Origin of the sequence: Chitinivorax sp. PXF-14 (genome assembly GCF_040812015.1) — a bacterium.
Lineage (GTDB): Bacteria > Pseudomonadota > Gammaproteobacteria > Burkholderiales > SCOH01 > JBFNXJ01.
Genome location: NZ_JBFNXJ010000006.1, coordinates 111,403 through 129,649, shown reverse-complemented (window position 1 = coordinate 129,649; position 18,247 = coordinate 111,403). Strand labels below are relative to the sequence as shown.

The 18,247-nt window shown below is 63.0% G+C and carries 18 protein-coding genes; 15 read left to right on the top strand and 3 right to left on the bottom strand.

The annotated features are described in order from the left end of the window. Positions 1-39: 39 nt before the first annotated feature. Both ABWL39_RS09655 and ABWL39_RS09650 read right to left on the bottom strand, forming a co-directional pair. The gene (locus ABWL39_RS09655) at positions 40-1,434 is read right to left on the bottom strand and encodes an AAA family ATPase (protein WP_367789720.1); all 1,395 of its coding nucleotides are present in this window, start codon (positions 1,432-1,434) and stop codon (positions 40-42) included. An 8-nt stretch (positions 1,435-1,442) separates the two neighbouring features. Beyond that, positions 1,443-2,888, bottom strand: a complete 1,446-nt coding sequence (locus ABWL39_RS09650; RefSeq protein WP_367789717.1) for a sigma-54-dependent transcriptional regulator — start codon at positions 2,886-2,888, stop codon at positions 1,443-1,445. Between the two features lie 343 nt (positions 2,889-3,231). Between ABWL39_RS09650 and ABWL39_RS09645 the strand changes: the two genes are divergently transcribed. From ABWL39_RS09645 to ABWL39_RS09620, 6 genes are read left to right on the top strand one after another with little or no spacing between them, the layout of a single operon-like run. Further along, on the top strand, positions 3,232-4,059 hold the full coding sequence (locus ABWL39_RS09645) for an ABC transporter ATP-binding protein (protein WP_367789714.1): 828 nt from the start codon (positions 3,232-3,234) through the stop codon (positions 4,057-4,059). Beyond that, on the top strand, positions 4,056-4,853 hold the full coding sequence (gene mlaE / locus ABWL39_RS09640) for a lipid asymmetry maintenance ABC transporter permease subunit MlaE (protein ID WP_367789711.1): 798 nt from the start codon (positions 4,056-4,058) through the stop codon (positions 4,851-4,853). Before ABWL39_RS09645 ends, mlaE begins: the two co-directional genes overlap by 4 nt. A gap of 4 nt (positions 4,854-4,857) precedes the next feature. Then, entirely contained in the window at positions 4,858-5,349 is a 492-nt protein-coding gene (mlaD, locus tag ABWL39_RS09635) for an outer membrane lipid asymmetry maintenance protein MlaD (RefSeq protein WP_367789708.1), read from the top strand. A gap of 34 nt (positions 5,350-5,383) precedes the next feature. Continuing rightward, on the top strand, positions 5,384-5,986 hold the full coding sequence (locus tag ABWL39_RS09630; RefSeq protein ID WP_367789705.1) for a phospholipid-binding protein MlaC: 603 nt from the start codon (positions 5,384-5,386) through the stop codon (positions 5,984-5,986). A 4-nt stretch (positions 5,987-5,990) separates the two neighbouring features. Then, positions 5,991-6,254: a lipid asymmetry maintenance protein MlaB gene (locus tag ABWL39_RS09625; RefSeq protein WP_367789702.1), complete on the top strand. Its 264-nt coding sequence runs from the start codon at positions 5,991-5,993 to the stop codon at positions 6,252-6,254. A 7-nt stretch (positions 6,255-6,261) separates the two neighbouring features. Beyond that, positions 6,262-6,999, top strand: coding sequence for a VacJ family lipoprotein (locus ABWL39_RS09620; protein ID WP_367789698.1), 738 nt, complete (start codon positions 6,262-6,264; stop codon positions 6,997-6,999). A gap of 106 nt (positions 7,000-7,105) precedes the next feature. Here ABWL39_RS09620 and ABWL39_RS09615 read toward each other — a convergent pair whose 3' ends face one another. Next, positions 7,106-8,533 (bottom strand): serine/threonine protein kinase, encoded by a 1,428-nt coding sequence (locus tag ABWL39_RS09615; RefSeq protein WP_367789695.1) that lies wholly within the window; start codon positions 8,531-8,533, stop codon positions 7,106-7,108. A 280-nt stretch (positions 8,534-8,813) separates the two neighbouring features. On the opposite strand from ABWL39_RS09615, the gene ABWL39_RS09610 reads away from it, so the two are divergent. The 9 genes from ABWL39_RS09610 (at position 8,814) to hisC (ending at position 18,226) form a co-directional block, all read left to right on the top strand. Next, the gene (locus tag ABWL39_RS09610; protein ID WP_367789692.1) at positions 8,814-10,883 is read left to right on the top strand and encodes an autotransporter outer membrane beta-barrel domain-containing protein; all 2,070 of its coding nucleotides are present in this window, start codon (positions 8,814-8,816) and stop codon (positions 10,881-10,883) included. A gap of 118 nt (positions 10,884-11,001) precedes the next feature. Continuing rightward, positions 11,002-11,901 carry an ATP-binding cassette domain-containing protein gene (locus ABWL39_RS09605; RefSeq protein WP_367789689.1) on the top strand — a complete coding sequence of 300 codons (900 nt, stop codon included), beginning with the start codon at positions 11,002-11,004 and terminating at the stop codon, positions 11,899-11,901. 7 nt (positions 11,902-11,908) lie between these two features. Then, positions 11,909-12,664, top strand: coding sequence for an ABC transporter permease (locus ABWL39_RS09600; RefSeq protein WP_367789686.1), 756 nt, complete (start codon positions 11,909-11,911; stop codon positions 12,662-12,664). A gap of 52 nt (positions 12,665-12,716) precedes the next feature. Then, positions 12,717-12,959 (top strand): BolA family protein, encoded by a 243-nt coding sequence (locus tag ABWL39_RS09595; RefSeq protein WP_367789683.1) that lies wholly within the window; start codon positions 12,717-12,719, stop codon positions 12,957-12,959. A 138-nt stretch (positions 12,960-13,097) separates the two neighbouring features. Continuing rightward, positions 13,098-14,351 (top strand): UDP-N-acetylglucosamine 1-carboxyvinyltransferase, encoded by a 1,254-nt coding sequence (murA, locus tag ABWL39_RS09590; RefSeq protein WP_367789680.1) that lies wholly within the window; start codon positions 13,098-13,100, stop codon positions 14,349-14,351. Between the two features lie 123 nt (positions 14,352-14,474). Continuing rightward, positions 14,475-14,987: a hypothetical protein gene (locus ABWL39_RS09585; RefSeq protein ID WP_367789678.1), complete on the top strand. Its 513-nt coding sequence runs from the start codon at positions 14,475-14,477 to the stop codon at positions 14,985-14,987. Positions 14,988-15,061: 74 nt separating this feature from the next. After that, the gene (hisG, locus tag ABWL39_RS09580; protein WP_367789969.1) at positions 15,062-15,712 is read left to right on the top strand and encodes an ATP phosphoribosyltransferase; all 651 of its coding nucleotides are present in this window, start codon (positions 15,062-15,064) and stop codon (positions 15,710-15,712) included. 112 nt (positions 15,713-15,824) lie between these two features. Continuing rightward, positions 15,825-17,129, top strand: a complete 1,305-nt coding sequence (gene hisD / locus ABWL39_RS09575) for a histidinol dehydrogenase (protein ID WP_367789675.1) — start codon at positions 15,825-15,827, stop codon at positions 17,127-17,129. A 29-nt stretch (positions 17,130-17,158) separates the two neighbouring features. Beyond that, on the top strand, positions 17,159-18,226 hold the full coding sequence (hisC, locus tag ABWL39_RS09570; RefSeq protein ID WP_367789672.1) for a histidinol-phosphate transaminase: 1,068 nt from the start codon (positions 17,159-17,161) through the stop codon (positions 18,224-18,226). Positions 18,227-18,247: the final 21 nt, after the last annotated feature.

Below are 18,247 nucleotides of genomic sequence, written 5' to 3'. Positions count from 1 at the left end.
CTATCGATAAGCTGGAAAATATATTCAAAGCCTAACACATTAAGAAGCCTTTTCAATGGCCTGATTCTTAAGCGTATTCGGCTTTGCACCATCCTTCACACCTTGAATCGTCCTCAGCAAGGGGCGATAGAGCGCCAACTCGCGCGGCAGATTGGCCCGGGCCTGTTGCGCCTGCGCCCGGTCGGCAAAGTCGCCGAGGAACACGCCATAGTGTGGCAAGGCATTGATATAAAAAGGAACGACATGCACGCTGGTGGCATCGGCCTTGCCTTCGAGCTGTTTCAGGAACTGCTCGACGAAGTGCACATTTGCTTGTGGCGTACTGAGCAACTGCAGCGTGTAACGCTCGGGTGCCTGCGCATCGAGCCAGGTCGTGGCCGCATCGAGCCGTGGCTGCAACACCGGGCTCGGTGGCGCATCCGCGGGTGCCGCAGCAGCGGGCTGTGGGGCAAGCGGTGCGGCGGCCACGGGCCTGGATGGCACGGTCAGCAGCCTGGCAGGTGGCGCGGCGATTTGCGGCTCGGCGCGTTGTAGCGCGCTGGAAAATGCCTGCAGGCCCAATCCCAGCATCACGCCCGCCGCCAGCAAGCCGCCCCCCCAGGCCAGGCGCGACCACGGCACGCGGGACTGGAGGAAGCCGCTGTCACGCGCGGCGAGCCGGGCATGCCGCGCCGACACCTGGTAGGCGCCATCGGCAAAGGCCGCGAGCAGCGCCTTGTCCGCGAGGATGTTGATGCGCCGTGTGAGCCCTTGCGACGCCTTGGCAATCAGCTTGACGGCCGCGCGCTCGAAATTGTCCGGCCCCTTGTAGCCGGCGGCCCGCATGCGAAACATCAGGTAGGCGCCGACGTCTTCGCGCCGCAGCGGCGACAGCGCGAAGTGATGGACGATGCGTTCCTTGAGCTGGCGCATCGACGGCAGTGCCAGCGTCCGGTCGAGCTCGGGCTGGCCAAACAGCACCATCTGCAGCAGTTTGTGGTGGCCATTCTCGAGGTTCGACAACAGCCGCACCTGCTCCAGCGTCTCGGCCGGCATCGCGTGCGCCTCGTCGATCAGCACCACCACCTGCCGGTTGGCGGCATAGCGCTCGATCAGGCTCTGCTGCAGGCATTTCATCACCGCCCCGGCCCGCAGGCCGTCGATGGCAAGTTTGAGCTCGTCGGCAATAGCATACAGGATGTCTTCCGGCGCATAGCTCGGGTTGGCGAGATAAACGAGGTCGACGCTGTCAGGCAGCTTGTCGATCAGCATGCGGCACAGCATGGTCTTGCCGCTGCCCACCTCCCCCACCACCTCGACGATGCCCTCGCCGCTGGTGACGGCATAGAGCAGGCCATCGAGCATCGCGCCGCGCTGCGCCCCTTCGAAAAAGAAGCCGGGATGAGGGGTGATCTTGAATGGTGGCTCGCTCAGGCCGAAATGCGTGCGATACATGACCTTCCTCAGGACAGCTTCTGTTCGCCGCCGATGCGGCCGTACAGGGTGGTGCGGTTGATGCCGAGCAGCTTGGCGGCCTGGCTCACGTTGCCGTTGGCGAGGCGCATGGCCGCTTCGATATAGCCACGCTCCCAGGCCTTGAGCATGCCGTCGAGGCTGAACCCCGGGGCGGCCTGCAATTCCGCCATGGCGCGCTCGACCAGCGGCGGCTCGGTACGCGCCGCAGCGGGCTTGACGGCCGCCTCGACCAGCTGGTGCGGCGGGGCCACCAGGTCGAACTCGCCCTGCAGCTCGGCCTGGCCTATCGTGCGCCCGGGATACTTGGCCGTCAGCCGGATCACGATATTGCGCAGCTCGCGTACATTGCCGGGGAAGGGGTAATCCAGCCACGCCTGCTTGGCCGAGTCATCGAGCTCGAACGGCGGCAGGCCGGCCTGTTGCACGTAGCGCTCGCGGAAATGGGCGAGCAGCAGCATTTTGTCGGCACCGAGCGCGCGCAGCGGCGGCATGTCGATGGTGAAGACGCTGAGCCGATGGTAAAGATCGGCGCGGAACCGGCCCTGGCGCGACTCCTCGCGTAGATCCCGGTTGGTGGCGGCAACGATGCGGGCACGGCTGTAGCGCACCTGCGTCTCGCCGACGCGCTGGAAATCCCCGGTTTCGAGCACGCGCAACAGCTTGGCCTGCAATTCGAGCGGCAACTCGCCGATCTCGTCGAGAAACAGCGTGCCGTCACCCGCATCCTCGAAATATCCACCCTTGGACTGGGCCGCCCCGGTAAACGCCCCCCGGGCATGGCCGAATAGCGCCGCCTCTGCCAGGCTCGGCGCGATCGCAGCGCAGTTGAATACAAGATACGGCCGCTCCGGCCCGGCGCCCGCGTCATGCAGGCCGCGCGCAACCAGCTCCTTGCCGGTGCCGGACTCGCCCTCGATCAACACCGGAAACGGCGTCTGCGCAAACTGGCGGATCATGCCACGCAACCGTTGCAACGGCGGGCTGTCGCCGATCAGGGCGCTGTGCTCCGCCGCACCGGCGGCCCGCCCCTCCCACTGCATCAGGTTCAGTGCACGGCTGAGGGCGGCCAAGATCACGTCCGGCGCGCAGGGCTTGGCGACAAACTCGATCGCACCCAGCGCGCGGGCGTGGCGTGCGTTGGCCTCGCCATTCTGCCCGGACAGCACCACGACCTTGAGATCGGGACGGAACGCGAGCAGATCGCCGATCAGTTTGAACCCGGCCGTCGGCACATGTGGATCGGGCGGCAAACCGAGATCGACCAGGGCCAGCCCTGGCGCAACCGGCGCCGCCCGCAGCAGCGCCATCGCCTGCTCGGCCGAATCCGCCAGCAAGACATCGAAATGCTTGCGCAGCACGAATGCCAGCGTTTCGGCGATCAGGGGATCATCATCGACAAGCAGCAATACCGGCAGACTGGTGGTGATATTCATTTGTACAGATTCCCTACCCGCTTCTCGTCGGCGGGCCTCCTGCTAGCGATTATAGATGTTCGGCCCGCGCAGGCCAGCCTGGAACACGTCCGCATCAATCTATTGCATCACAGCAATTACGTTGACATATTCAGCGATGACCGTCCGCGACACCAGGGCAAATGACTGAAAACCCATACCGGCTTTCAAACAGGCATGCCATTTTTCATGCAAATAGAATAAAATATCCCTAGAGCATTTGCTTCAAGCTGTTGTACGACTGCAACACCGGCGAAGACATGTTGCAAAACCTATATCGCCATGCACCATTTTTCGACTAAAATTTACCTCTTTTTATTTGGGCTTGACCGTGGCATCTGGCAGCGCCGACAACCTCGTCGAGATAGATAACGTAACCTTCGCTTACGACAAGCGCAGGCCAATCCTCCGAGACATCAGCCTGAGCATTCCGCGCGGCAAGCTCGTCGCGATCATGGGCGGCTCGGGTTGCGGCAAGACTACGATCCTGCGTCTCATCGGCGGCCAGATCAAGCCGACGCGCGGCAACGTCAGGGTCGCCGGCCAGACCGTCAACCAGCTCAACCACGACGACCTCTATCAGCTGCGCCGCAAGATGGGCATGCTGTTCCAGTTTGGCGCGTTGTTCACCGACATGTCGGTATTCGACAACGTCGCCTTCCAGATGCGCGAGCACACCGACCTGCCGGAAGAGCTGATTCGCGACCTCGTCCTGATGAAGCTGCATGCGGTCGGCCTGCGCGGCGCACACAAGCTCAAGCCATCCGAGCTGTCGGGCGGCATGGCGCGTCGTGTCGCGCTGGCCCGCGCGATCGCGCTCGACCCGATGCTGATGATGTACGACGAACCGTTCACCGGGCTCGACCCCATCTCGCTCGGCATCGTCGGCCAACTGATCCGCAAGCTGAACGACGCCCTCGGCGCGACCTCCATCGTGGTCACGCACGACGTGCAGGAATCGCTGCAGATCGTCGATTACATCTATTTCGTATCGGAAGGCGCCATCGTCGCACACGGCACGCCAGACGAGATCCGTGCCTCGAAGATGGATTTCGTCCACCAGTTCGTCAAAGGCGAGCCGGACGGCCCGGTGCCGTTTCAATACCCGGCGCCAGATTACGCCACCGATCTGTTGCGGAGGAATGGCGCATGATCGACACCCTCACTTCGGGCATCCGCCTCATCGGGAGAACCTGCATCAACGGTATCTGGCGCCTGGGTTTCGTGGTGCGCTTCTTTGCCGTGATACTCCTTTACTCCGGCATGGCCTTCCGCCGTTTCAGCCTGACCATCCGCGAAGTCTATTTCGCCGGCGTGCTGTCGTTGATCATCATCCTGATCTCCGGGCTGTTCGTCGGCATGGTGCTCGGCCTGCAGGGCTACGACACGCTGCAGCGCTATGGCTCGGCCGATGCGCTCGGCGTGCTCGTGGCGCTCTCGCTGACGCGCGAGCTCGGCCCGGTGATCGCCGCGCTGCTGTTCGCGAGCCGGGCGGGCTCGGCCATGACGGCCGAAATCGGTCTGATGAAGACCACCGAGCAGCTCGCCGCGATGGAGATGATGGCCGTCAACCCGATCGCGCGCGTCGTGGCGCCACGCTTCTGGGCTGGCGTGATCTCGATGCCGCTGCTGGCCGCCATGTTCTCGTCGATGGGGGTGATCGGCGGCTATCTGGTCGGCGTCAAGCTGATTGGGGTCGATTCGGGGGCGTTCTGGTCGCAGATGCAGTCCGCCGTCGACTTCCGTTTCGATATCGTCAACGGCGTGGTCAAGAGCTTCGTGTTCGGCGCCGCCGTCACGCTGATCTCCGTATTCGAGGGTTACGACGCCCCGCCGACCGCCGAGGGCGTGTCGCGCGCGACCACCCGCACCGTGGTCAGCTCTGCACTAGTCATCCTCGCACTCGACTTCGTTCTGACTGCATTCATGTTTCGTGGGGTAGCATAAAATTATGAACCGGACCACCATTGACCTGTGGGTTGGCATCTTCGTCTCGCTCGGCATCGCCGCGCTGATTTTCCTGGCCATGAAGGTCGGCAACCTGAGCGGCTCATTCGACGCCAAGGCGACTTACACCGTCTCCGCCAATTTCGACAATATCGGTGGCCTCAAGTCCCGTGCGCCGGTTCGTAGCGCAGGCGTGGTCGTCGGCCGCGTGACCAACGTCCAGTTCGACACCAAGGCCTACAACGCCGTTGTCACGATCGCCATCGACCAGCGCTACCCGTTCTCCAAGGACACCTCGGCCGCCATCTTGACCTCGGGTCTGCTCGGCGAGCAATACATCGGTCTGACCGAGGGTGGCGATGATCAGGCCTTGAAAAATGGCGACAAGATCACCATCACCCAATCTGCGGTTGTCCTCGAAGACCTGATCGGTCGCTTCCTGTTCTCGAGCGCGGAAAAAGCCGGCAAGCCCAAAGAAGAGAGCGCGGCAAACTGACGCTCGAACAAGACAAGACACCATTGGAGCCATCATGAAAAAGCTACTCTCCCTGTTCGTCCTGAGCCTCAGCCTGATCGCCGGCGCGGCGCTGGCCAACATCAGCGATGCCGAATCGCTGGTACGGCAAACATCGAGCGAGGTGCTCGATGTGATGAAGAAGGAAAAGAACGACAAGAAACTGCGTGAGCTGATCGAGCAGAAAGTGTTGCCGAGCTTCGATTTCACGCGCATGACCGGGCTTGCCGTCGGCAAGGACTGGCGCGCCGCCAGCGACGCGCAGAAGGCGCAGCTGACGGAAGAATTCAAGACGCTGCTGGTACGCACCTACTCCGCAACGCTGACCTCCTACAAGGTGCAGGCGATCGATGTGAAGCCGGTCAAGGCCGATGCAGCCGCCACCGACGTCACGGTGAACACCGATGTCGCCGTAGCTGGCCAGCAGCCTGTCGCGATCAACTACAAGCTGCGCAAGGCAGAACAGGGCTGGAAAGTCTATGATGTGATTGTTGGCGGCGTGAGCTTGGTGACCAACTACCGCGGCACCTTCGGCGAGACGGTGAAGCAGAGCGGCATCGACGGCCTGATCAAGTCGCTCAAGGACAAGAACGCCGCCGTACCGGCGGGCAAGGCCTGATTCGATGCGCATCAAGCTATCCGGCGATCTGACCTACCGCGAAGCCAGGCTGGTGATGGCGCGCGTAGTCGAGCAACTGGCGGTGCCGGAAACGGTGCTCGATCTCGCCGAGGTCAACGAAGTCGATTCGAGCGCCATCGCACTGGTACTGGCCTGGCTTAGACGCGCCGAGGAGCAATCCATCGTGCTGCGCTGCGAGAATGTGCCGGCAAACCTGCGCTCGCTGGCCGCGCTGTACGGTGTCGAAGCCATCGTGCCAATCGATTGAGGTAAGGATGCTGCGTCTTCCCATCGCTGCCGTCGTCTCCTCCCTGCTCGTGCTGGCTGGCTGTGCCGCCTCGCCCACGCGTAGCGACCCGTTCGAGCCAGTCAACCGCAAGGTGGACAGCTTCAACCAGAACGCCGACAAGTACGTCATTCGCCCCGTCGCCGAGGCTTACTCGACGGTGCTGCCCGAACCGGTGCGCACCGCCCTCAGCAACTTCTTCAGCAATCTCAGCGAAGTTCGCAATACGCTCAACAATGCGCTGCAATGCAAGCCGGAAGCCACCCTGGTCAGCTTCGGCCGGTTTGCAGTGAACTCGACGCTGGGCCTGGCCGGCTTCATCGACATCATGACACCAGCAGGCTTTGCCGCACGCCGCGAAGACCTGGGGCAGACACTCGGCTACTGGGGCGTCGGCAGCGGGCCATATCTGGTGCTGCCGCTACTGGGGCCATCCACATTGCGCGATTCGGTGGCACTGATTGGCGACTACCAGGCCGATCCGGTATCGCACGCCAGCGACGTCCCCGCACGGAACAGCGTGGACGGCCTGCGCACCATCCATCTGCGCAGCGAATTGCTAGGCATCAGCAACGTGCTCGACACAGCAGCGCTCGACCCCTACGCCTTTACCCGCGACGCCTACCTCCAGCGGCGCCAGAGCGAAATCTACGATGGCGCGCCGCCGGTGCTGGTCGATCCGGATGACCCATTCGCCGACGAACCGAAAGCCGATGAAGCGAAGTAGACACGGGGCCGGCAGCAGCAGCCCACCGCCATCGACGTGATCGGCTGGCGCAAGAAGCAATGAGAAAGGGGCCAACAGGCCCCTTTTCTTTACGTCACACCTAGCGCTACTTGGCGCTCTGCCTGCGCTGGACCGGCTGTTCGCAGAGCCCTTCCTTCAGACAATCAACCTGCTTTTCCCAGAACGATTTCTTGTCGGCCGGCTTGACCGTCTCGGCATGCCTTGGCACCTCTGCATGCTTGGCAAGCTCGCCACGATCCGAGTCATGGCTACGCTCCACCGCCTCGGGTACCCGGGCCGACTTGCTGCCATCGTCCTGTGCCGGCTGGCCGGCGCGAGTCGCCCCCTTCGGCGAGTGTTTTACCGGCGACACGGCTGGCGCCGGCTTGTCATTCGCAACGGGTTGGTGCGGCTTCTCTTCCTTCGCGGGTTCGCTTGCCGCCACATCGCTGGGCGGCGCCGTCTTCAATGTCACCGCGCCCTTGTCGGACCAGTTCATCTGCGGCGACAAAGTGGCGGCATCGGGTTTGGCCGGCGCGACCAGCGAGGTTTGTACCGGCGGCACACTCGGTGCTTTGATTGCCGTGCCCAGCCACACGCCGCCGGCAAGCAAGGCCACCACGGCACCGCCCAGCAGCCCCCACCGTGCCCGGTGTGGGCCGGCCACAAGCGGAGATGGCGGCGGGTCCTCCGGTTGCACGACCACTGTATCGGCCAGCCTCGCTTCGCGGCGCCCCTGCTTCAATAGCTCGATCAGCTCATCAGCCGTCTGAAAGCGCTCGGCCGGGCTCTTTGCCAGGCAGCAGCCGACCGCTTCATCGAGCCAGGTCGGCACCTCGCCATTGAGCTCGGGCAATGATGGCGGCGGCTCGAACAATATCTGGTAGACAATGCTGGCGACATTATCGCTATCGAACGGCGGCCGGCCAGCCAACATCTCGTACAGTACCGAGCCCACCGAGAAAATGTCGGAGCGGCCATCCACCACCTTGCCGGACAGCTGCTCGGGCGACATGTAGCGCGGCGAGCCAAGCAAGGTATCGGTGTGCGTCATGTTCGATGCCGACACCTTGGCAATGCCGAAATCGGTGATCTTGAGCACGCCGTTCGAGGTGAACATCAGGTTGGCCGGCTTGATGTCGCGATGCACGATGCCGTTCTGGTGTGCATAGGCGACCCCCTTGAGCAACTGTCCGGTGATCTTGAGCACCTTGTCCACCGACAGGCGCTTGCCCGACGACAACAGCTCACGCAGGGTCGGCCCATCGATGAATTCCATCGCGATATAAGGCAGGCCGTTGACCTCACCGCACTCGTAGATGGTGATGATGTTCGGATGGTTGAGTTTGGCCGCCGCACGCGCTTCGAGCTGCAGCCGCGCGGCAAATTGCACACGCTCGGATTCGTCGAGATCGATGCTGACCACCTTGAGCGCGACAGGCCGCTCCAGGCGCGTGTCGATGGCCTTGTAGACCACGCCCATCGCGCCTTGGCCCAGCTTGCCGATGATCTTGTAGTGTTCGAACGAATGCATGAGTGGTGAAACCGGCGATCCCGGAAATTGAGCCGGCAAACAGCGTCTATGGTGGTTTGCAAGTGTAACTGATTTCACCCGCCATTCTGACTATCGATGCTGACAAATACATTACACATCTCATATAAAACAGCTGCAGCGCGCCGATCCGAGCACGCAACAGTTGCCTATGGAGCAATTACTCAGTACCTTAGCACTGCTCGCCGGCCGGACGGATTCGCGTCGCCCCCGGCGCCAATCACGATAACAATTAGCGCCCCTTGGAATAGGAATCAACACCGTGTCTTACAAGAAATCCCTGCTCTCCCTTGCGATTGCCGCCTCCTTCAGCTGTGCAGCGCAGGCCGTGGACTTCCAGAACATCTACTTCTTCGGCGACAGCCTGACAGACACCGGCGCCTTCACCGGCGCCTCCGGCGTGGCGGCGGGCGCCCATTTCACGGTCAACCCCGAGCCGAACTATGCAGACCTGCTGGCGGCACACTATGGCTTCACCGCCATCCCGATCAATCCGAACAACCCGAACCTGGGCGCCACCGGCAACAACTACGCCGAAGGCGGCGCACGCTCGGTCGAGAGCACCAACACCGGCCCGTTCGGCGACATCCTGGACCTGCCGACCCAGGTCGGTCTCGCCGTACAGGCAGGCAGAAGCAACCCGAATTCGCTCTATGTCGTGTTCAGCGGCGGTAACGATATTCCTGTCGCCCTGTCGCTCGCCGCAACCAACCCGGCAGCAGCCCAGGCCGAAGTCGTCCGCTCGGCCACCGGTCTGGTGACGCAGGTGGCCACGCTGAAGGCCACCGGGGCGCGCTACATCATCGTCCCCAACCTGCCCAACTTTGCCGTCACCCCGGCGATCACCTATGCCGCAGTACAAGCCACGCTGGCGCAGACCCCGCTGAGCCAGGCACAACAGACGGCCCTGCTGGGGCAGGCCGTGCCCGCCATGCTCGCCCAGCTGCGCGCCAGCGACGACCCAGCCACCGCGCGGGCCAACGCATTCAGGGCAGCCGCCACGATCCTGCAAGGCGCGGGTCTCCCCAACCTGGAAACCCAGCTCAACGGCGCTTACACCCAGCTGGCCGGCGGCGCCCAGCAGCTGTCCCAAGGCTTCAATCTGGCGACCGGCTCGGGGCTGTACCAGCAAGGCACCAATGCCATCTCGGTCGACATCTACAACTTCGTCAACGAAGTGATCGCCAATCACACCGCCTACGGCATCGCCAACGTCACTGGCTCTGCCTGCCCACCCACCGCCAGCGGTGCATGGTCCTTGTCGTGCACGGCAAGCAAGCCCGGCTTTGATGCCAGCAAGGCCTACTTCTTCGCCGACGACCGTCACGTCAGCCCGACCACCAACGCGCTGATCGCCGACTACATCGAGTCCATCGTCGATGCCCCGCGCGCCGTCGCGCCGCTGGCGGACCTGCAACTGGCCGGCGGGCGCCGCATCGAGAGCACGATCGGCAACCACCTGCGCATGCTCGACGGCACCAGCAAGGCTGGCGGCGGCCTGCGCGTGTTTGTCGATGCCGGCGCCGCGCGCACCGACACCGACGCGCACGATGGCCTGGGCCGCTTCGATGGCGACAACAAATGGAACGCCACGGTTGGCGCCGACGTCATCCTGCAAGACAACGTCAACGTCGGCCTGGCACTGACCCAGAGCCGCCAGTCCGGTTCGGTCGGCGACAGCGCAGGCAAGATGGAAAGCCGCGAAATCGCGATCACCGTGTACGGCCGCGGCAGCTTCGGCAATGCCTATATCGACGGTTTGGGCAGCGTCGCCAAGACCGATATCGGCAAGATCGAGCGCAACATCAAGCTCGGCCCCGTCACGCGCACCGAAACCGGCAGCACCTCGGGCGATCGCACCATGTTCCGTCTCGGTGGCGGCTACAACCTGGCCATGGGCATGCTCAAGCTGACACCGAATGCGGGCGTCACGGTGCAGAGTGCCGGCGTCTCGGCCTACCAGGAAAACAGCGGCTCGAGCACCGCCATGAGCTTTGGTAACCAGAACGTGAAGTCCACCGTCGCCAGCGTCGGCCTCGCCATGGAGGCCACACTGGCCACCAGCTTCGGCGGCGTGCGTCCGTTCGTCGACGTGGCCGCGCGTCACGAGTACGAGGACAGTGAACGTTCGCTCACACTCGGCCTGAGCAACGGTTTCACCAGCTTCCAGCTGCCGGTCGGCTCGCCCGATGCGAACTACGGCACGGTGTCGCTCGGCGTCAACGTCGATCTCGGCAAGACCACCAGCGTTGGCGTGAACTACAACCAGGTGGTGGGTATGGACAACGTCAAGGATCGTTCGGCAAGCGTCAGCCTGTCCTCGCGTTTCTGATCACCGTCTCACCGTCCGACGGCCGCCGCATGGCGGCCGTTTTTCTTTCCACAGCGGGGTCGGCCCCAGCCTGTGCCTTCGTGTAGAATAGCGGTTTTGCCACCCGCCACGTCAGCCCATGACGGCCGCCCTCAGCATCCGCAATATTTCCAAGCGTTACAAGCACTTGCAGGCACTCGACAATGTCAGCTTCGACATCGAGCCCGGCGAGTTCTTTGCGCTGCTCGGCCCCAACGGCGCAGGCAAGACGACGCTGATTTCGATCATGGCAGGATTGGCGCGCGCCGACGCCGGCCACATCTCGGTGATGGGCTACGACGTCGCCAGCCAATACCGCGATGCTCGCCGCAACCTCGGCATCGTGCCGCAGGAACTGGCATTCGACCCCTTCTTCACGGTGCGCGAGACATTGCGCCTCCAGTCCGGCTATTTCGGGCTCACGCGCAACGACGACTGGATCGACGAGATCATGAGCAACCTTGACCTCATGAACAAGGCCAATGTCAACATGCGCGCGCTGTCCGGCGGCATGAAGCGGCGCGTGCTGGTGGCGCAGGCCCTGGTCCACCGCCCGCCGGTGATCGTGCTGGACGAGCCGACAGCCGGGGTCGATGTCGAGCTGCGCCAAAGCTTGTGGGATTTCATCAGGCGACTCAATCAGGCCGGCCATACCATCGTGCTCACCACGCACTATCTCGAAGAAGCCGAGACACTGTGCAACCGCATCGCGATGCTCAAGCAGGGCCGCATCATCGCGCTGGACCGCAAGGAAAACTTTCTGCACAGCCACGCATCACATACCTTGCGCGTGCAGTTGTCGCCCAAGCAGCTGCCGGCAAGCCTGCACGCTTTGCTGGCAGACGAGGCTGACGGCTACTATCGGCTGAAACTGCCCGCAATCAACCAGCTGGAGGCGATACTTGCCACGCTGCGCGAGGCGGGCGTTACCGTGCAGGATCTGGTGCTGGAACAACCGAACCTGGAAGACGTATTCGTCCAGGTCATGCACAAGCCATAACACCACGATGACCGGATTTCCTACCCTGCTCTACAAAGAGGTGCTGCGCTTCTGGAAGGTCAGCCTGCAGACGGTGCTCGCTCCCGTCGTGACTGCCCTGCTCTACCTGCTGATTTTTTCCCACGCCGTGGGTGACCGCGTGCAGGTGTACCAGGGGGTCACCTACAATAGCTTCCTGGTGCCCGGCCTGATCATGATGTCGATGCTGCAGAACGCATTCGCCAACAGCTCGTCGAGCCTGATCCAGTCCAAGATCACCGGTAATATCGTGTTCATCCTATTGCCGCCGCTGGCCGAGTTCGAGTTCTTCGGCGCCTACGTGATCGCCTCGGTCATGCGCGCCCTGGCAGTCGGCGCAGGGGTGTTCGTGGTGACGCTCTGGTTCATCCCGCCAGCGCTCCCGCATCCGCTATGGGCCTTGCTCTTCGCCTTTCTCGGCTGCGCCATGCTGGGCACGCTGGGCCTGATCGCCGGTATCTGGGCGGAGAAATTCGACCAGCTCGCCGGCTTCCAGAACTTCCTGATCATGCCGATGACCTTCCTGGCCGGCGTGTTCTATTCGACCCACTCCCTGCCAGCCGTCTGGCAGAGAGCCTCGCACCTGAACCCGTTTTTCTACATGATCGACGGCTTCAGGTACGGCTTTCTCGGCGCCTCGGACGTGCCGCCCGGCACCAGTCTGGCCGTGGTGAGCACCTGTACCATCGCGCTTGGCCTGCTGACGCTGCAGCTGCTGAAGCGCGGATATAAACTACGACACTAAGCGTGCCTTGCCGCAGGCAACGCGCACTCCTCAACACACCCGAGCACAGACCATGGTGACCCCAGAACAACTGAAGCAATACATCGCCGCAGGCCTGCCCTGTGACATCCTCGAAGTTGCCGGCGACGGCCATCACTTCGAGGCATTGATCGTCAGCCGCGAATTTGCCGGCAAAACCCGCATCCAGCAGCACCAGCGCGTCTACCAGGCCCTGGGGGACCGCATGCGCGAGGAGATTCACGCGCTGTCGATGAAGACTTACAGCCCGGAGCAATGGGCCGCAACGCAAGCGTAATCACGCAAGGAAGCGGAGGCCAAGGCAAGCCTCCTGTCACTGGGCGCCAGCTACGGCTGAACCAATATCGCGCGATGGTCGGCACTGGGCCAGTGCGACCGGACATCGCGCCCGAGGCATCATCACAAGACTGTAGACATGGACAAACTCAAAATCCAGGGCGGCGCCCCCCTCGCCGGCGAAATCACCATCTCCGGCGCCAAGAATGCGGCCCTGCCGATTCTGTGCGCCGGCCTGCTGACCGGTGACACCCTGCGCCTCACCAACGTGCCGCAATTGCGCGACGTGCTGACCACGCAGAAGCTGCTTCAGCAGATGGGCGTGCGCGTCATGACCGACAACGTCCACGAATTCGAGATCACCGCCAGCGGGGTCGACAAGCTGGTTGCCCCCTACGAGCTGGTGAAGACGATGCGCGCCTCCATCCTCGTGCTCGGTCCCATGCTGGCCCGCTTCGGCGAGGCCGCCGTGAGCCTGCCGGGGGGCTGCGCCATCGGTAGCCGCCCGGTGGACCAGCACATCAAGGGCCTCGAAGCGATGGGCGCCGAGATCAAGATCGAACACGGCTACATCAAGGCCCAGGCCAAGCGTCTCAAGGGCGCCAAGATCGTGACCGACATGGTCACCGTGACCGGCACCGAAAACCTGATGATGGCCGCCGCCCTGGCCGACGGCGTGACCACCATCGAGAACGCCGCGCGTGAGCCCGAGGTGGTCGACCTGGCCGAATGCCTGAACGCAATGGGCGCCAAGGTCTATGGTGCCGGCAGCGATACCATCACCATCGAGGGCGTGGAAAGGCTGCACGCAGCGGAGCACCGCGTGATGCCCGACCGCATCGAGACCGGCACCTTCCTCGTGGCCGCCGCACTGAGCCGCAGCCATCTGGTGCTGCGTAACACGCGCGCGGACATCCTCGACTCAGTGCTCGACAAGCTCAAGGAAGCCGGCGCCCATATCGAGGCAGGCAAGAACTGGATCAGCCTCGACATGAAGCAGCGCCCGAAGGCGGTGAACCTACGCACCCAGCCCTATCCGGCCTTTCCGACCGACATGCAGGCGCAGTTCATGACCTTGAACACGCTGGCCGAGGGTACCGGCGTCATCACCGAGACGATCTTCGAGAACCGCTTCATGCACGCCCCCGAGCTGATCCGCATGGGCGCCAACATCGAAACCAGCGGCAACACCGCCATCGTGCAGGGTGTCGACAAGCTGTCGGGCGCCACCGTCATGGCAACAGACCTGCGCGCCTCGGCCAGCCTGGTCATTGCCGGCCTGGTCGCCGAGGGCGAAACCATTGTCGACCGCATCTATCACCTCGACCGCGGCTATGAACACATCGAGCGCAAGCTAGGCGGCGTTGGCGCGCAAATTGAGCGTATCAGCTGATACGCCAGGGCAGCGGGGCACTGAACCGGCCCCGGCCTGCCGCGGTCAAAACGAAAACCCGGCGGGATTGGGTCGTGGGATCGGACTGCGACAAGCCCTGCCGCCATCGCTGGAGCAGACCCCATGGGCTTTTTCTCGCTAGGCAAGGAAGACAAGCCCCAGCAGACCGATGTACAGACGGTTGCCGTCACCCAGACGCTGGTCAACCGTTTCTTCGAGCTTCGGCAGATCGAGAACGTCAAGGTATACGTGGTGCTGTTCGACCGGCAGCCCATCGTGCTCGTCAAGGCGCAGCCACAGAAAAAGCTGCGTTTCTCGAACATCCTCGAGATCCAGATCCGCCAGTTCGTCAAGGAACACGCCGGGATCGAGATCCCCGCGGTGTTCTGGCGCTTTCGCACCGATTACAGCGATGACCAGGCACCGGAGCAGGCGGATTACGATGCCGAACCCGCTTATCCCGACGCCCCGAATGCAGCGCCCCCCGCCGAGGCAGACGGCGAGGCGAAGCCGCCCGAGCGGGAAGAGGTACAACTGGTGGACGACCTCCGCCTGCTCAGGAAACAGTCGATCGCCGTCGAGGAAATCTCGCTCGACGAATTCGAAAACTTCCTCAACCCCAACAAGAAAAGCTGATGCGGCGCAACAAATTCGCCGCTTTGGGTTAAAATTGCGGCAATCTTGCCCGCATTACGGACATTGCATTGACTATGTTGACCATCGCCCTCTCCAAGGGCCGCATCTTTGACGAGACCCTGCCACTACTGGAAGCAGCAGGCATCGTGCCGACGGAGAACCCGGAAACCTCGCGCAAGCTGATCATCGGCACCAACCTGCCCGGCGTGCGCCTGATCATCGTGCGTGCAAGCGACGTGCCGACCTATGTCCAACATGGCGCGGCCGACCTGGGCGTGGCCGGCAAGGATGTACTGCGCGAGCATGGCGGTGCCAACCTGTACCAGCCCCTCGATCTCGAAATTGCCAAGTGCAGGCTCATGGTAGCCGTACGCGCAGGCTTCGATTATGAAGGCGCGGTCAAGCGTGGCGCGCGTCTGCGCGTGGCCACCAAGTACACCGATTCGGCGCGCGAGCACTTTGCGGCGAAAGGCGTGCACGTCGACCTGATCAAGCTGTATGGCTCGATGGAGCTGGCCCCGCTGGTCGGACTCGCCGATGCGATCGTCGACCTGGTGAGCACCGGCGGCACACTCAAGGCCAACAACCTGGTCGCCGTCGAGCACATCTATGACGTGAGCTCCCGCCTGGTGGTGAATCAGGCCGCTTACAAGCTCAAGCGCGCACAGTTGAAACCGATTCTGGATACCTTCGCCAACGCCATCCAGCATCATCATCCCGTCTGAACAACGGCCCAAGCAGGCAAGCGCGGCCCTGCTCGGGTCGCGATGAGCGCAATTTAAATCGCTCAGATGTCGCGCGAACGCTATAATCTTGCTTCGCTTGAGACCAACTGCCATGGCCACTATCCGCCGCCTCGATTCGCGCAGCGCCGAATTCCGCGCTGAACTCTCCCGCCTGCTGGCCTTCGAAACCGCGCAAGATCCGCAAGTCGATGCCGCCGTATTGAACATACTGGCCGATGTGAAGGCCCGCAGCGATGCGGCCGTGATCGACTACACGCAGCGCTTCGACCGTTCGTCGGCGCAGACGATGGCTGAGCTGGAATTGCCGCACGCGACGCTCAAGGCGGCCTACGACGGCCTGCCCGAGGCCGAGAAGCAGGCGCTCAGCGCCGCAGCCGAGCGCGTGAAGCGCTATCACGAGCATCAGAAACAGCCCTCCTGGCATTACACCGAAGACGACGGCACCCTGCTCGGCCAGCAGGTCACGCCACTCGATCGTGTCGGCATCTATGTGCCAGGCGGCAAGGCGGCCTACCCCTCGTCGGTATTGATGAACGCGATGCCGGCCCAAGTGGCAGGCGTCGGCGAGATCATCATGGTCTCGCCCGCGCGGGACGGTGGCGAGCAGCAGCTCGTACTGGCCGCCGCCTACCTGGCCGGCGTGCACCGCGTATTCAATATCGGTGGCGCGCAGGCCGTGGCGGCACTGGCCTATGGTACCGAAACGATCCCCCAGGTCGACAAGATCGTCGGCCCAGGCAATGCCTATGTCGCGGCGGCCAAACGCCATGTGTTCGGCGTGGTCGGTATCGATATGGTAGCGGGCCCATCGGAGATCCTGGTGATCTGCGACGGCGAAACCGACCCGGACTGGATCGCGATGGACCTGTTCAGCCAGGCCGAGCACGACGAAATTGCACAATCCATCCTGCTGAGCCCCGACGTCGCATTCCTCGAACGAGTCCAGGCCAGTATCGCCAAGCTGTTGCCGACCATGCCGCGCCACGACATCATCGAGGCCTCACTCGGCAACCGTGGCGCACTGATCCAGGTCGCCGATCTCGACGAGGCCTGTGAGATCGCCAACTGGATTGCGCCGGAACACCTCGAGCTGTCGGTGGCCGATCCGCAGGCCTGGGTCGGCAAGATCCGGCATGCCGGCGCCATCTTCATGGGCCGCTACACCTCGGAATCGCTCGGCGACTACTGCGCCGGCCCCAACCACGTGTTGCCGACATCGCGTACGGCGAGATTCGCCAGCCCGCTGGGCGTCTACGACTTCCAGAAGCGCTCCAGCCTGATCATGGTGTCGCGCAACGGCGCGCAGACGCTGGGACGCATCGCCTCGACGCTAGCCCATGGCGAAGGCCTGCAAGCCCACGCCCGCTCGGCGGAATACCGCCTCGACCAGCCATGAGTGCGACAGACACCGGACACGCAACGCAGATGAGCAATCCACAACAACTGATCCGCCCCGACATCCTGGCGCTCAAGGCCTACCACGTGCAGCCGGCCGCCAATATGGTCAAGCTCGACGCGATGGAGAACCCGTTCGGGCTGCCGCCAACCTTGTGCGACGAACTCGGCGAAACGCTGGGCAAGCTCCCCGTCAATCGCTATCCCGACGCCAGCTACGCCACCTTGAAAGCCAGCCTGCGCAGGGCGTTCAGCCTGCCGGACGACATGCAGCTACTGCTCGGCAACGGCTCGGATGAAATCATCCAGATCCTCGCCATGGCGGTCGCCAAGCCGGGTACGGCCATTCTCAGCGTCGAGCCTAGCTTCGTGATGTATCGCATGATCGCGACGTTCTGCAATATGCGTTATGTCGGCGTACCGCTCAAAGCGGACTTCACGCTCGATCTCGATGCCACGCTGGCCGCGATCAAACGCGAGCAGCCCGCGCTGGTCTTCCTCGCCTACCCGAACAACCCGACCGGCAACCATTTCGAGCCCGCCGAGATCGAGCGCATCATCCACGCCACGCCAGGCCTCGTCGTCATCGACGAGGCTTACCAGGCGTTCGCACGCGACAGCTTCTTGCCGCGCTTGGCCGAATTCGACAACGTGCTGGTGATGCGCACCGTATCGAAGCTCGGGCTAGCCGGGCTGCGCCTTGGCTACCTGGTCGGTGCGGCACAATGGCTGGATGAACTCGAAAAACTGCGCCTGCCCTACAACATCAATGTGCTGACCCAGCATGCAGCCGAAACCGTGCTCGGCCACATCGACGTGCTCAACGCGCAGACACAGGTGTTACGTGAGGAACGCACCAAGCTGTTTTCGGCACTGACCACCCTGCCCGGCATCGAAACCTTTCCGTCGGATGCCAACTTCATCCTGGTGCGCGTACCAGACGCCAATGCAGTCAACGCGAAGCTGAGGGCGCAGGGTATCCTGATCAAGAATCTCGATGCGGCGCACCCCTCGCTGAAAAACTGCCTGCGCCTGACTGTTGGCGCCCCCGAAGAGAACCAGATGTTGTTCGAAGCGCTTAAATCGGCTTTAATTTAAGCCTGCGCCTAACCCTTTAAG

Bases quoted from the DNA above. Each gene is read 5' to 3' on its own strand.
- ABWL39_RS09655 (WP_367789720.1), bottom strand. From the start codon at position 1,434: ATGTATCGCACGCATTTCGGCCTGAGCGAGCCACCATTCAAGATCACC.
- ABWL39_RS09650 (WP_367789717.1), bottom strand. From the start codon at position 2,888: ATGAATATCACCACCAGTCTGCCGGTATTGCTGCTTGTCGATGATGAT.
- mlaE (WP_367789711.1), top strand. From the start codon at position 4,056: ATGATCGACACCCTCACTTCGGGCATCCGCCTCATCGGGAGAACCTGC.
- mlaD (WP_367789708.1), top strand. From the start codon at position 4,858: ATGAACCGGACCACCATTGACCTGTGGGTTGGCATCTTCGTCTCGCTC.
- ABWL39_RS09630 (WP_367789705.1), top strand. From the start codon at position 5,384: ATGAAAAAGCTACTCTCCCTGTTCGTCCTGAGCCTCAGCCTGATCGCC.
- ABWL39_RS09625 (WP_367789702.1), top strand. From the start codon at position 5,991: ATGCGCATCAAGCTATCCGGCGATCTGACCTACCGCGAAGCCAGGCTG.
- ABWL39_RS09620 (WP_367789698.1), top strand. From the start codon at position 6,262: ATGCTGCGTCTTCCCATCGCTGCCGTCGTCTCCTCCCTGCTCGTGCTG.
- ABWL39_RS09615 (WP_367789695.1), bottom strand. From the start codon at position 8,533: ATGCATTCGTTCGAACACTACAAGATCATCGGCAAGCTGGGCCAAGGC.
- ABWL39_RS09605 (WP_367789689.1), top strand. From the start codon at position 11,002: ATGACGGCCGCCCTCAGCATCCGCAATATTTCCAAGCGTTACAAGCAC.
- ABWL39_RS09600 (WP_367789686.1), top strand. From the start codon at position 11,909: ATGACCGGATTTCCTACCCTGCTCTACAAAGAGGTGCTGCGCTTCTGG.
- ABWL39_RS09595 (WP_367789683.1), top strand. From the start codon at position 12,717: ATGGTGACCCCAGAACAACTGAAGCAATACATCGCCGCAGGCCTGCCC.
- murA (WP_367789680.1), top strand. From the start codon at position 13,098: ATGGACAAACTCAAAATCCAGGGCGGCGCCCCCCTCGCCGGCGAAATC.
- ABWL39_RS09585 (WP_367789678.1), top strand. From the start codon at position 14,475: ATGGGCTTTTTCTCGCTAGGCAAGGAAGACAAGCCCCAGCAGACCGAT.
- hisG (WP_367789969.1), top strand. From the start codon at position 15,062: ATGTTGACCATCGCCCTCTCCAAGGGCCGCATCTTTGACGAGACCCTG.
- hisD (WP_367789675.1), top strand. From the start codon at position 15,825: ATGGCCACTATCCGCCGCCTCGATTCGCGCAGCGCCGAATTCCGCGCT.
- hisC (WP_367789672.1), top strand. From the start codon at position 17,159: ATGAGCAATCCACAACAACTGATCCGCCCCGACATCCTGGCGCTCAAG.